The sequence below is a fragment of the Mechercharimyces sp. CAU 1602 genome, from assembly GCF_024753565.1.
GTDB lineage: Bacteria > Bacillota > Bacilli > Thermoactinomycetales > JANTPT01 > Mechercharimyces.
Genome location: NZ_JANTPT010000001.1, coordinates 1,955,961 through 1,969,811, shown reverse-complemented (window position 1 = coordinate 1,969,811; position 13,851 = coordinate 1,955,961). Strand labels below are relative to the sequence as shown.

Annotated in this window: 13 protein-coding genes; 10 read left to right on the top strand and 3 right to left on the bottom strand. The window is 44.3% G+C overall.

Annotation, left to right across the window (positions count from 1 at the left end):
- Window positions 1-88: 88 nt before the first annotated feature.
- From NXZ84_RS10080 to NXZ84_RS10070, 3 genes are all read left to right on the top strand, one after another.
- Entirely contained in the window at window positions 89-1,105 is a 1,017-nt protein-coding gene (locus NXZ84_RS10080) for a glycine-rich domain-containing protein (RefSeq protein WP_258840123.1), read from the top strand.
- Window positions 1,106-1,231: 126 nt separating this feature from the next.
- A complete protein-coding gene (gene hmpA, locus NXZ84_RS10075) occupies window positions 1,232-2,473 on the top strand; it encodes an NO-inducible flavohemoprotein (RefSeq protein ID WP_258840389.1) in 1,242 nt (413 codons plus the stop codon).
- 64 nt (window positions 2,474-2,537) lie between these two features.
- Complete coding sequence (locus NXZ84_RS10070; protein ID WP_258840122.1) at window positions 2,538-3,200, top strand: AIM24 family protein; 663 nt, start codon at window positions 2,538-2,540, stop codon at window positions 3,198-3,200.
- A gap of 51 nt (window positions 3,201-3,251) precedes the next feature.
- Here the strand turns inward: NXZ84_RS10070 and NXZ84_RS10065 are convergent, their stop codons facing one another.
- The 3 genes from NXZ84_RS10065 to NXZ84_RS10055 form a co-directional block, all read right to left on the bottom strand.
- Window positions 3,252-3,704, bottom strand: coding sequence for an SRPBCC family protein (locus NXZ84_RS10065; RefSeq protein WP_258840121.1), 453 nt, complete (start codon window positions 3,702-3,704; stop codon window positions 3,252-3,254).
- A 51-nt stretch (window positions 3,705-3,755) separates the two neighbouring features.
- Window positions 3,756-4,817: a serine hydrolase domain-containing protein gene (locus NXZ84_RS10060; protein WP_258840120.1), complete on the bottom strand. Its 1,062-nt coding sequence runs from the start codon at window positions 4,815-4,817 to the stop codon at window positions 3,756-3,758.
- Between the two features lie 190 nt (window positions 4,818-5,007).
- Entirely contained in the window at window positions 5,008-5,733 is a 726-nt protein-coding gene (locus tag NXZ84_RS10055) for an alpha/beta hydrolase (protein ID WP_258840119.1), read from the bottom strand.
- A 201-nt stretch (window positions 5,734-5,934) separates the two neighbouring features.
- Between NXZ84_RS10055 and NXZ84_RS10050 the strand changes: the two genes are divergently transcribed.
- The 7 genes from NXZ84_RS10050 to NXZ84_RS10020 all read left to right on the top strand — a co-directional run bounded on the left by NXZ84_RS10050 (window position 5,935) and on the right by NXZ84_RS10020 (window position 13,776).
- The gene (locus NXZ84_RS10050; RefSeq protein ID WP_258840118.1) at window positions 5,935-7,887 is read left to right on the top strand and encodes an AMP-binding protein; all 1,953 of its coding nucleotides are present in this window, start codon (window positions 5,935-5,937) and stop codon (window positions 7,885-7,887) included.
- Between the two features lie 599 nt (window positions 7,888-8,486).
- Complete coding sequence (gene sigI / locus NXZ84_RS10045; RefSeq protein WP_258840117.1) at window positions 8,487-9,263, top strand: RNA polymerase sigma-I factor; 777 nt, start codon at window positions 8,487-8,489, stop codon at window positions 9,261-9,263.
- Window positions 9,245-10,426, top strand: a complete 1,182-nt coding sequence (locus NXZ84_RS10040) for an anti-sigma-I factor RsgI family protein (RefSeq protein WP_258840116.1) — start codon at window positions 9,245-9,247, stop codon at window positions 10,424-10,426. The genes sigI and NXZ84_RS10040 overlap by 19 nt, the downstream gene beginning before the upstream one ends.
- Window positions 10,427-10,506: 80 nt before the next feature.
- Entirely contained in the window at window positions 10,507-10,758 is a 252-nt protein-coding gene (locus NXZ84_RS10035; protein ID WP_258840115.1) for an AbrB/MazE/SpoVT family DNA-binding domain-containing protein, read from the top strand.
- Between the two features lie 187 nt (window positions 10,759-10,945).
- Window positions 10,946-11,719, top strand: coding sequence for an enoyl-CoA hydratase-related protein (locus NXZ84_RS10030; RefSeq protein WP_258840114.1), 774 nt, complete (start codon window positions 10,946-10,948; stop codon window positions 11,717-11,719).
- A gap of 27 nt (window positions 11,720-11,746) precedes the next feature.
- A complete protein-coding gene (locus NXZ84_RS10025; RefSeq protein WP_258840113.1) occupies window positions 11,747-12,532 on the top strand; it encodes an enoyl-CoA hydratase-related protein in 786 nt (261 codons plus the stop codon).
- A gap of 71 nt (window positions 12,533-12,603) precedes the next feature.
- Window positions 12,604-13,776, top strand: coding sequence for a Leu/Phe/Val dehydrogenase (locus NXZ84_RS10020; protein ID WP_258840112.1), 1,173 nt, complete (start codon window positions 12,604-12,606; stop codon window positions 13,774-13,776).
- Window positions 13,777-13,851 lie beyond the last annotated feature (75 nt).

Sequence of the window (13,851 nt, the reverse complement as noted above, 5' to 3'; positions counted from 1 at the left end):
TAGCAGCAAAAGAGGATTTACCTAGTTTTATAGAAAAACAGTATGAATAGATAGAAAGAACAAATGGTATTATGAGAGGATGTAAAAGATGGAATGGATGATGATGCTTGTATTCGTTATTTTCTTTATGATCATTGTGGTTATCAGTGTGGTCAAATATATATCTGATGAGCGTGCTCGACGCGAGGGGGCTATACTAGCTGAACGGGCTCGTTTATACACTATGGAGAATCTGGGTATTCAACAGCATAGTATTAAATTTTACGATGAGATGTATGCGATAGTTACTCGACTGGAAAATTCCTTGGATGAAGAATACATAGCGAAGGTGCGTAAGCGCGTTCAAGCTGAGCAGAAGTGGACAGATAGCGAATGGGAAAACTTTTGGTTTGAGACGAAGCGTTTTTTTGTCATGACAGCTGTACTACGCTCGGTTGAAATGTATAGTGCTGATGTTGATAAAATCTGGCATGAGATGTTGATGTTTACCCGTGAATACGAAAAATTTACACATGCCTTTCTCGGTACATATCTCCACCACGAACCCCATGCGAAAGGGGAGGCATCTACTCCTGAACAGCGACTCTGTTTTGATTTGGTTTATTGTTATCTCTATTTCCCCACTAAGTTTAGTAATAAGACATGGGGGAAGTTTTTTGCCATTCCTATGCCTGAGGAGTGGTTAGCTGGGTTCGCTCATAACAATACAGGGGTTGTTCCTATAGCTTGGCGTTCATCAGAAGGTGTAGTAGATACAAGAGTGCTGGCCGAAGAAATGGGTCGTTACCAGATAAAAGTATACGAAGATATGAAAGTGAGGGTGGAACAAAGTGGTATTAACCCGAAACAATATCATTCTACGCTCCCCGTGACAGAAGGAGTGATCGGCACACTTTCAATGTGTCTCTTCCTCTCCTTACATCATGCGAATCAGTATAACAGTATATACAACACTGTGTATGCGCTGGGTGGTTATTCACCCCGATCGGACTCTGGATTGAACTCGACGAGCGGATGCGGTAGTAGTTGTAGTGGTGTTGACTGTGGAGATAGTGGCAGTAGTTGTGGTAGTAGCTGCGGTGGAGGAGGATGTGGTAGCAGTTGAGTCACTGTCACTATTTCGTCACCTGCTATGTGATTCTCATCACATAGGAAAGTGAATCGCTCTCGTACAATATAGGAAAGCAGGGAATACAATCCTTGCCAACCAGTATGAATGGGGCGATCAATGATGTTACAAGCACATACGATTGAGTTGATTAAGGCGACTGCACCGGTACTAAAAAAGCATGGCACAACGATTTCTAAAAATTTTTATGAACGCATGTTTACAGAACACCCAGAGCTTCTTAATATTTTTAATCATGCTAATCAAAAGCGGGGAAGACAGCCAGAGGCGTTAGCCAATATGGTGTACAATGCCGCTCTTCATATAGACCGACTAGAAGAGGTGTTGCCACAAGTGATGGTTGCGGCGCAAAAGCACCGTAGTTTAGGGGTAAAGCCAGAGCAATATCCGATTGTAGGGAAATATTTACTCCTTGCCATCAAAGAAGCATTACAAGAGGATGCTACACCAGAGATTATGGAAGCATGGGAAGAAGCGTACGGAGTGATCGCTGGAGTGTTTATTCAGGTAGAGCAAGAATTATACCAGCAAGCGGAAACGCAGACCGGGGGATGGGAAGGGTTTAAGCCTTTTACAGTAGAAAAAAAGGTGAGTGAAAGTGAAACCACTACTTCGTTTTATCTTCGTCCAGTAGACGGGGCGGAACTGGCTACGTTCCAACCTGGGCAATATATTAGTGTTAAGATGGAGATACCGGGTCAGAAGAATACCCATATTCGCCAGTATAGCTTATCTGACGCTCCCGGGAGAAAGTACTACCGCATTACTGTTAAGAAGGAAGGGGAGACGGAACAAACGCCAGCAGGTCAGGTTTCTCATTATCTGCACGAACAGGTCGGCGAAGGAGATACTTTGCTGTTAAGCGCACCGGCAGGGGAGTTTGTGCTTAATATGGAAATAGAGAAACCGGTTGTGCTCATTAGTGGTGGTGTCGGTCTTACGCCGATGATGGCTATGCTAAATACGGTGATCGAAAAGCAGCCTCACCGTCAAGTTACTTTTATTCACGCCACTCAAAATGGACAAAGCCATGTTTTTCGTAAGGAAGTGAAAGAACTAGCAGATGAGCATTCGCAAGTGAGTTCTTTTACATGGTATGAGGTTCCAGTGGGGGATGATGAATGGGAACATTGCCAGTTCGTCGGACGGGTGAAGGAAGAGCAGCTCCGAAGTATTTGGCCAGGTCGGGAAGTGGAAGTATATTTCTGTGGGCCTGTGCCTTTCATGAAGGCGATATATAGAATGCTTCTTCAGATGGGGGTCAAGGAAGAGCATCTACATTATGAATTCTTTGGTCCAGCAGGAATCCTACTTGAAGAAGAAGAAAGTGTTCATACATCTTGAGGAGGATCGCTCCCTCTGTGAAGAATAAAGTTTGCCAGGGGTGAATGAATAAAGGAGGAATACGATGCCTCAATCACTAGATCATTTACTACAGGAAGCGGAAGAAGTAGAAGCACAAGAATCATTTGTATTACAAAACGGAAAAGCACTTAAAATTTGTGTGAAGGATTCGGTTTTTTGTCGAGCGGGAAGCATGATCGCTTATCAAGGGGACATTCGCTTTGAAAGTACGTCAGGCGGCTTTAGTAAGTGGATTAAGAAGAAAATGACCGGTGAAGGTGTGCCGCTGATGAAAGCAGAAGGGGAGGGTGATCTCTTTCTCGCGGATGACGCTGCAGAAATTACGATCTTAAAGTTAAATAACGAAACATTGTTTGTGGAAGGAAGACATCTACTCGCATTTGAGAAGACGATCGAATGGGATATATCGATGATAAAAGGAGCAGGGATGGCTTCAGGAGGATTATTTACTTGTCGACTTTTTGGCACAGGGTATGTGGCGATTAGCTCTCATGGTGAGCCGATCGCGCTAGATACACCAGTTGTGGTTGATCCTAATGCAGTGATTGGATGGACGGCTGGGGTATCCCCGAAAGCAAAAGCAGACATAAACCTTAAAACCTTGATGGGGCGCTCGTCAGGGGAAACCTTTCAACTTCACTGCCAAGGAAAAGGAAAAGTATTGGTTCAGCCGGCAGAGTTGGTCTCTTTTGGAGAGAGTAGATAAGAAAACTGACCCACTTTTACTCGGGAACGAGTGTAAGGTGGGTCAGTTTTTTTATGATCTCTCTGATTCAGCTACATTTTTTACACGCTCAACAAATTGGACAACGACTCGTTTATTGGCAAAAAGAAGAAAGAGACGTGCTAGCCAGGTGAGTGGTTTATTGGTAGCGGTATAACGAAAGCGAGTATGCTGATCATCTAAGCGAAACAGCTCATATTCGGCAGTGATGCTAAACATCTTGGCTATCGTAAAACCCACCTTCATCTTTTTATATTCCTCTTTTTCTTTCCAAGATAGGATTTCAACTTCGTATTCCATTACTCGTTTTCCCTCGCGATACTTTTGCAAGTAGGTACTGCCTTCTATATCAGGAGTAATGGATTTGGGTTGGTTGTCTACAACTTGAGGCATAATCTTTTGCATGTTTTCGATGGAACCATCAAAAAGTGTCCACACTTGTGTGATAGGAGCATTAATTTTGATTTCTTCCGTCCACGATTTCATTTTTTCCTCCTCATAGTACGGTGTATTAAAGGGATTTAAGCGTAAAAGGTATCAATTTTTATCAATCACATGCTGCTTTAGATGACGCAGAAGTTCCAGTGGGAGAGTTTGTGAGAACATCGGGCGGATATTGGAAAAGAAGACAAGGCACACGTTGTGTTGGGGGAAAACAGCATTCATGCTATACGTCCCTCCCAATTCGCCTGAGTGGCGCCAATACGAGTGATCGGCTGCTAAGATCCGTCCATACCCGTAACGGCCTTCTGGGAGCTGGCTATAGTGGGACTGATATTTAGCGTTGATGAGCGAGATAGTAGATGGTTTCACGAGTGTGTGCCAACGTTGATTAAACTTTAGCATATCGGTCGCAGTGGAGTACATGCTGGCCGCTGACTTTAATTTGAAGCGGTCCTCATGAATAGGGACGAGCATAGGTCCTACTTGGACATATTCTTCTGCTTTACCGTTTATCCTTCTCATGGAATCACTAAATCCAGTTCTGTGTAGTTTGAGGGGAAGGATCAGTTGTTTCCGAATAAAAGATTCATAGGATAGGCCAGTCACTTTCTCGATGAGTGAACCAAGGAGTAGGTAGTTTGAATTGCTGTACTCATACTTACTTCCAGGCTTTGCAATGAAACCTAACTTCTGAATAGGATGATAATTAGGGTTGCGCGCTAATCCAGAAGTATTGGTTAACAAGTGATGAATGGTCACTTGGCTGCGGTAGGGAGAGGGGGGGAGTCCATGTGGGAGATATTTATCAACAGGGTCCGTAACTTTTAATAGTTTTTGTTCATGGAGAAGGGCGATTGCAATACCGGTAAAGATCTTGGTGTTAGAAGCTAGACGGAATATGGTGTGAGCAGAAAAGGGGAGTGATTTTTTATAATCACGCATTCCATATGTTTTAATGAGTGGGGAACGGGTGTGTGAAAGGGAGCTAAGAAGAATAACACCACTAAATCGACTGGGATGGCGGACACCGGCTTTGATTTGTCCGGTGGATTGTTGTGTTCGTGGAATAAAATCTTTTTCGACTAAGCTGGTAAGCGGTCGAATATAGGGTTTCATGGCGACTTCTAGTCGTTGTTTCCACAAAGAGCGGCTCAAAAGAGGTTTCTCCTTTCTCTATACGTGTTTTTCGTAATTTCTGTTATGTAATAGAGTATGTGCTTCCACTAGAATAGTGAATTGCAAATGATAGAGGATGAATACCTTTTTTGTGGTTGTTAAAAGGGGTGAAGCAAAAGTGTAATCTTTCGCTTCACCCCCCATTAATTGAATCCATTAAGTAGAGAAGTTACCCGAAGAAATACCGAAGAGCATCAGGAATATCTTTTTGCCAGAATCCCCAAGTATGATCCCCCTCTTTTTCTTCATAATAGAGGTGACATCCTTTGTCTTGTAGCAGACGGCTTACTTCACGGTTGCGGTTTAAAATATCGAACGTGCCTTGGTGAGTAGAGACGGCTGTCTCAGACATTCCCACCGTTTGATATATCGTTACGTCCGATAGCGAATGTTGTTGTGATATGGCATCTATCGTCGGCTCCCAGAAGGCACCCGATTGAGACAAAACGTGCCGTAAGAGATGGGGGTGCTCTAATGTCAAGTGTAAAGATACGGTTCCACCTAAGGAAGAGCCGCCTACAACCCGTCCTGAGGGGGTCGCATCAATAGCAAATTCCCCTTCTACTGCGGGCAATAATTCATGGGCGAAGAACTGCTGGTAAGCGTGATTGCGCTCGTGTACCGGTGCATACTCTTCGGTGCGGACTGATTTGTCTACCGGGATGGCGACCATAATAATCGGCTCAATTTCATCATCGATGATCATCTTATTCGCTTGAGTCGCTATGCGACCTAAGTTGAAGTAATCATCTCCATCATGAAGATATAAAACAGGGTAGGTACTGTTATCATCATATCCAGGTGGAAGGTAGATCTGGATGGTGCGGGAATTAGGTAGGTATTGGCTGTTTACTTCACGCTTTACTATGGTTCGTTTCAAGTATTCTTTTTCCATAACACTTCACTCACTTTATGATCGGATATTATTATCATACCCGTCTATTCTAATCAATGTATCTTTTATTTCAATAGTGGAGGTGCACTACTTAAGAAAAGATTTTGACCTGAGCCAGTTTGATGGCTAAGATTAAGGAGAGAAGGGTAGTAGGGTGTAATGATTTAGCTATAAATAATCACTTAAGTGGAGGCGAGCAGGGTGAATATATCGAAAGCTGCATGGAAACCGAGTGAAGAACAAAAAAAGAAGACGAAATTATTTAGCTTTATGAAAAAGAATGGCTATGAAGATTATGGTGAATTTTATCAGCGCTCTGTTGAGGATATCTCATGGTATTGGGGAGCTGTAGCAGAAGATATGGAGCTGCGGTGGAAAAAACCGTATCAGCAGGTGCTGGATCGCTCCGGCGGCCCGATGTGGCCGCGGTGGTTTATTGGTGGGAGCCTTAATATCAGTGAATCTTGTTTAGATAAGTGGGTAGATGATCCTGCGATGCGTCAGCGTCCCGCTCTGGTGTGGGAAGCCGATGATGGTCAAGTTCAGACATGGACTTATAACGAACTGTGGCGCGAAGTGACGCGCGTGGCAACAGGACTATCGTCATTAGGAGTAGAACGAGGAGATCGGGTGGCAATTTATTTGCCCATGATTGCAGAGAATGTGATTGCCATGCTTGCCATCGCAAGGATTGGAGCGATATTTACCCCCTGTTTCTCGGGGTATGGTGCAGAAGCTGTTGCTGTTCGGATACAGGATTGTGAAGCGAAAATGGTCATTACTGCTGATGGGTTTTTGCGACGGGGAAAAGTGATTCCCTTAAAAGAAGAGGCGGATAAAGCAGTGCACCAGTCTTCATCTATTGAGCATGTAGTGGTAGTACGTCGTTTGGGACGAGAAATTCCCTGGCAGGAAGGTACTGATATAGAGTGGGATCAAGTGAGAAGAGAAATGAAACCGCTTCCAGCTGTGGAGATGGATGCGTCCGATCCCTTTATGATTATATACACTTCCGGAACGACAGGAAAACCAAAAGGAACGGTTCATACACATACTGGCTTCCCCATTAAGGCAGCAAGTGATGCTATGTATGGGATGGATGTAGGTAAAGGGGACGTATTGTTCTGGATGACAGATATGGGTTGGATGATGGGGCCGTGGATGGTGTTTTCTGCACTTCTGGCCGGTAGTGCGATGCTAATTTATGAAGGTACACCTGATTATCCGCAACCTGACCGACTGTGGGGATTGGTGGAAAGGCATCAGGTTACTCATCTTGGGATCTCACCTACTGTGATTCGCTCCTTGATGAAGTATGAGTTAACATGGGCAACGGATCATGATCTTTCATATTTGCGTTTGATTGGGTCTACAGGGGAGCCTTGGAATCCAGAACCTTGGTGGTGGTTGTTTGCTGAGGTTGGCAAACATAACATCCCTATCTATAATTACTCGGGCGGAACAGAGATAGCAGGGGGAATCCTGGGAGGAAATCTGTTAAAGCCGTTATATCCGTGTAGCTTTTCTGGACCACTTCCGGGAATGGATGCTGATGTGATTAACATGGCGGGGGATTCGGTTCGTGGTGAGGTAGGGGAGTTGGTGTTGCGACAACCATGGGTAGGCATGACAAAGGGATTTTGGCGAGATCCGAAGCGATACGAGCAGACTTATTGGAAGTCAGAAACTGGAATATGGGTACACGGTGATTGGGTGGAAATTGGTGACGAGGGGGAATGGATGATCAGCGGACGTTCTGATGACACATTGAAGATTGCGGGGAAGCGATTAGGACCGGCCGAAGTGGAGTCGATTCTGGTAGATCACCTTGCAGTGTTGGAAGCGGCTACGATAGGCGTGCCAGATCCGATTAAAGGGGAGAGTGCGGTCTGCTTTGTTGTACTACGAACGAAGGTTGCAGACACGGAAAAGGTGAAAGCTGAACTGATGACTCTTGTATCGGACCGCCTCGGGAAAGCGTTGAAACCACAGAAGGTGATGTTGGTTTCTGAACTACCTAAGACACGTAACGGAAAGATTTTACGCCGTTTGATCCGCTCTGCTTATCTAGGTGAGAAGCTGGGAGATGTATCTTCGCTGGAAAATGAACAGGCGTTGGTAGAGATTCAACAGTTAAAGTTAAAAAATAGCTGAAATCCTGAGAAGTAGCGAGGAGGATCAATTTTATTATACAAAGCGGTTGATGGTTTTCTCCAGTCTACTTTTGTTGGTAAGACCGTGGTATGAGAGCAAAAGCACGTGAAAACTCCGAAGTCGATTAGGTCTGGTCTAGTCGGCTTCGGAGTTTTATGGAGACTAGTTGTCCGCCTCTTAGCCCATGTATATGTGAACGATACGAGTGTTCAACGAGAGCTTTTGGAATGGGATGGCGTATATATTCCCGCCCAATACAAGGGATGTAATATAAAGAGGCTGAGGGGAAGGCACAGGAGAAAGGTATTGGTATATGGAGCTGTAGTGAATATGTTCGGGATGATTGGTTTTCATCCAGCAAAGTGTATCGGGTAAAAGATGAAAGAAAGGAGTCGCCTGGAATGATTAATATAATCCGTGTGCGGCTCTTTTGCATACATATATGAATATAAATTGGGATATTTATTTGGTGAATTTTTAAATAATACCTTCAAATAGTTGATATAGGATGAATCTTAAGGATGTGTTAGAATAAAAGAAAAAAGGACTAAAAAAACGGGGCCGTTACGAATAACTGAGTAGGAAGAGGTGTCAGTGTATTGCTCATTCCTGAGGGAGAGGGGTATAGTGGTCAGTTAGATGGGATCGAAAGTGCAGTCATCGAGGCCCAAACTAAAGATTCACCTTATTTGAGGGAAGAGTTACTTCGCTTGAATAAAAGTTATATTTTGCGCGTCGCATCTCGGATCTGTAGTCGGTCAATCACTCAGACAGATGATGAGTATTCGATTGCACTAACCGGATTCGATGAAGCGATAACGAATTATACCAGAGATCAAAATAGCTCGTTTCAAACATTTTCTTATATGGTTATTCGTCGGCGCTTAATCGACTATTATCGCTCGGAACAAAAACATCGACAACAAGTTCACTTTACAGAAGGTCATATGGAAGACGATGGTGATCCTAAGGAGATTGCGAAACAATCGATGCAGAATTTCCAGAAGGAAGAAGAGTCCTTCATGCGCCGTCTGGAAATTGAACAGTACAGCGAGCAGCTGTCGCGGTATGGCATTGCTATGAAAGACCTGGTTAAAATATCACCGAAACATCGAGATACGCGAGCAACATTATTTCAGTATGCTGAGCGTATTGTAAAGGATAAGAGATATTTGAAGGTTTTATTGGAAAAGAAACGTCCCGCAAAAGAATTAGCGCCCTTTTTGGATTGTCATCGTCGAACGATTTCGCGACATCGGAAGTATCTAGTAGCTTTAACGATTATTTTAACTGAAGATTTACCTATGATGCGAGATTACCTGGGTTTTAAATTAGATTCTGAAGGGGGGTGGCAACAATGCGAAAAGGGATCGTGATGGAAGTTCGTCAAAAATCAATCATCGTGATGACCGCTACGGGTGAATTTAAGGAAGTTCGTCGCGGAGATTTACAGGCGCAGCTAGGTGAAGAGATTAACCTTCCACCGGTACAGCTACGATTTCGTTTCTCTTCTTTCCGTCCACTAGTAGCTGTAGGAGGGACAGCTTGTCTAGCTCTGCTATTATTCCTTTACTCTTTCATGGGAGATGTCCCTAGGGCATATGCTGAACGCTACATCTACATTGATATTGAAGACGGCATTGAGCTAGGTTTGGATAAGAAGGAACAAGTTGTAGAGGTACGACCTCTTACCTCATCTGCGGAACGGATTGTGGAAGAAATCTCGTGGGAAGAAAAAGATGCAGGAGAAGTCGTGCTGGAGTACTTGCGCAAAGCGCAAGAGGGCGGTGTATTACACGCCAAGGAGAAAGTAGTCGTCTCTGGTGTAGCTAATCGTGAATCTGAAATAGTGAATGAAGAGACGCTTTCAGAAATCCAAGAGCATATTAAAAAGGATGATGAATTATCTCAGTCAGGCGTGTTTATCTACACGGTGGCATTACCTGAGGTCGTTCAAGTGGAAGCGAAAAAGAATGCTCTTTCACCTGGAAAGTATGCCATGTGGCTGGTGGCCAATAGGACCGGATTAATGCTTGCCCTAGACGATGTAGAACATTTTTCGATGGATGAACTGATTGCCAAAGTGGAAGAGTCCGACCCCGAGATCCTACGCAATCCGCCACCTGAAGAAGTCTGGATAAAATGGATTAACGAAGCTAAATTAATGCAGACCCAATCAGTAAACGGAAAAGAAGCTAGTGGTAAAGGTGGTAGCCCAGGAAAAGATGCTGATGCTGAGAAATTGAGTAATTCATCTTCTGCAACCAAAGAGGGTCAGCAAGATGGGCAAGGAAATCACGATAGTGTGGATAAGGATGCAGAGAATCTTTCCCAGCCCCCATCAACGGATGAAAGAGTGACTGAAGGAAGCGATGAGGGCAATCAAGGTAATGAAGAACCGCGTCCACCAAATAATGATGTTGATGAATCAGACCCGCCTCAATCTGAAATCAACACGGAACAAAAGGAAAAAGACCAAAAGGAAGACTCTTCTGCTCTGCCGGTGACGACAGAAGAGTCACCTCCCATCACAAAATAAATTTAACGAACTAGCTCCTTTCCTTGGCAAACGCCTACATTGAACCTCTTCCAAGTTTAATGTTGAGAGGGGAACCAAGCATGAAAGGTGTCGGTATTGTTCGCAAGGTTGATCATTTAGGAAGAGTGGTTTTACCAAAGGAGTTACGTAGAAGTATGAACATCTCTGCCCATGACGGTTTTGAAGTGTTCATTAAGGGTGACGAGGCGATTGTGTTGCAAAAGTACAGTCCAAGTTGTGTGTTTTGTGAAGGCATGGAAGAGGTTATCTTTTATCGTGATCGTCTCGTTTGTAAATCTTGCATACAAGAAGCGAAAAACGAAGTATCGTAGCTGAGTAAAATGTGAGAGGGGGGAGGTTGAAATGACCGCTCCCCTCTCACATTTGCATTGCATCTTTACCCCTTTAAAGTGATCGACTGCGTAAGGGGATAAGATTTGCTAAAATGAACATATAGTCTGAATTGAAAACGCTCTCACGTGGTAATCACTGTAGGGCGACTTGTGTAAGGAGGGTATCATGGCCTACCAGCACATATTAGTAACGAAAATCAAGGGTGTGGGGCGGATTCAACTGGATCGTCCCGATGTGTTAAATGCTCTCAACCTGGCTTTGATGGATGAATTGGTACATGCATTAAACGAGATGGAACGAGATGACGAGGTAGGCTGTATCCTTCTCTGCGGTAATGAACACGCCTTTGCCGCTGGGGCAGATATTTTTGAAATGTTAGACGCGACAACGACAGATCTGTTAGTGCAGGATCAATTCTCTGCCTGGGATCGTCTGAGCGAAGTAAAGAAACCAATGATTGCTGCGGTGAGTGGGATGGCATTGGGAGGCGGTTGTGAACTGGCGATGGCATGCGATCTCATCCTAGCGGCAGAAGGGTCTTCGTTTGGACAACCTGAGATTAATTTGGGTGTGATGCCTGGAGCAGGAGGAACTCAAAGGCTTGTTCGTAGTGTAGGTAAAGCGAAGGCGATGGAGATGGTATTGTTAGGCAGACCCATTACTGCTCAGGAAGCTTATCGATTAGGGTTGATCAATGAAGTTGTTCCCGCTCATCAGTTAGAAGAAGAGGCGATGAAGTGGGCACAACGCTTAGCTAATAAAGCGCCTTTAGCAGTACGGTTAGCGAAAGAATCTATTCTAAAATCGATGGAAAGCACATTGGCAGAGGGATTGGATTTTGAACAAAAATGCTTTTACTTATTATTTGCTACAGAGGATCAGAAAGAGGGAATGCGGGCGTTTGTAGAAAAGAGGCGACCACATTTTCACGGGAAATAAAGTATAGAGATAAAAGGGGAGTTCGATATGGGAAGTGCAGTTCTTTTTAAAAAAGAAGAAGGTGTAGGTATTGTCACACTTAATCGTCCAGAGAAATATAATGCCCTTAACTTAGAGCTGAAAAAAGAATTGTTGCAAGTTTTACAATCAGCAGGCCAAGATCCCGAAGTGCGCGCAGTGATGTTGACGGGTGTTGGGAAGGCATTTTGTTCTGGACAAGATTTAACGGATCATACTGATCCCAATATTGCTGAATTGGCTTTTGGCAAAAGCGTGCGTGAGCAATATAATCCGATTGTGATGGCGATTGCACAGATGGAAAAACCGGTAATTGCAGTTGTTAATGGTGTTGCTGCAGGAGCTGGTGCCAGTTTGGCGCTCGCATGTGATATGCGAATCATTTCGGATCAATCTCGTTTTGTCATAGCCTTTAATCGGATTGGTTTAGTACCGGACACAGGTGCGAGCTACTTTTTGCCACGTTTAGTAGGAATGGGACGGGCAATGGAGTTGGCTATGACTGCACGTGATGTCGAAGCCGAGGAGGCAATTCAGATTGGTTTGGCTAATAAAATCGTGCCACAAGAACAGCTAGAGACGGAAGCATTCGCATGGTTAAAGAAATTGGCGGCTGGACCGACCAAGAGTACGGGGATGACAAAGAAAGCCCTCTACAAAGCGATGGAGCAGTCATTAGAGGAAGCGTTGGAGTTAGAGGCACAACTACAGCAACAAGCAGGGTGTTCGCAAGATTTTCTGGAGGGTGTCTCCTCTTTTGTAGAAAAACGAGCCCCCAAATTTAAAGGGAATTAAGAAGAGATTAAGCTAGACCTGTTGTTCGACACTAGTACAAAACATCGACAAAGAAACGGATGGATGCTTAGATGAAGATGTTACAGGATCAAGAGGCTGAACATTTGAAGGAGCATGCGGAACAAAGTCCTGATTTCTTACAGTCTGAAATGATGAAAGATGTTTTTGCTGAAATGGAGCGAATGGGTCATGAACAAGTGATATTCTGCCGACATCAATCCTCAGGGTTAAAAGCGATTATAGCAATTCACAATACTACTATGGGTCCTGCTCTAGGGGGATGTCGTATGCTCCCTTACGCCAACACGGATGAAGCTCTCGATGATGTTTTGCGCCTTTCGCGCGGAATGACGTATAAAAATGGGCTGGCGGACGTTGATTTTGGTGGTGGTAAAGCTGTGATTATCGCTGATCCCGAAACGGAAAAAACGCCTGAGCTGTTTCGTTCACTTGGGCGTTTTGTCGGTGGGTTAAATGGACGATTTTTTACGGGTACGGATATGGGAACCAACCCAGAGGATTTTGTGCATGCTGCTCGGGAAAGTGAATCATTTGTTGGATTACCCCAAAGTCATGGTGGGAGTGGAGATACTTCCGTGCCAACGGCTATAGGAGTATTGCAGAGCTTGCGAGCAACAGCAACTCATCTATGGGGTGATGCAAGCCTTGCCGGACGCACGGTTGCTGTTCAAGGAATAGGAAAAGTTGGTTATAAGTTGGTTGAGTTTCTGCTGGAAGAAGGAGCGAAGGTTATTATTGCAGATGTAAAACAGGATCATGTACACACCTTGAGTCATCGTTATCACGACCAGGTGGAATCAATCGGTGTAGAAGAGATTCATGCGGTTGCATGTGATATTTTTTCACCTTGTGCTCGCGGAGGTGTGATTAATGATCAGACCATGGATGAGCTAAAGTGTTCAGCTATCGTTGGCGCAGCTAATAACCAGCTGGCGGAGGAACGACATGGAGAAGAGCTCCATCGGAGGGGCATTGTATATGGACCCGATTATTTGGTTAACGCAGGCGGCCTAATTCAGGTTGCAGATGAGCTACAAGGATATCACGAGGAACGAGTAAAGGAGAAAACGGATTCCATCTATGACATGTTATTAAAAATTTATGAATTATCAAAGGAAAAAGATATTCCCACATGTCTAGCAGCAGACCAGCTGGTGTTGCAGCGTTTGCAACAGGTGGCAGATTTACGAAGAGTGTTGCTAGGTTTTTCTGACCGTCGTTAGGATGATAACCAAGTAATTCTCAGAGCGTTCCTTACTCATAGGAAACGCTCTTATTTTATAGGTTTTGGCTCAATT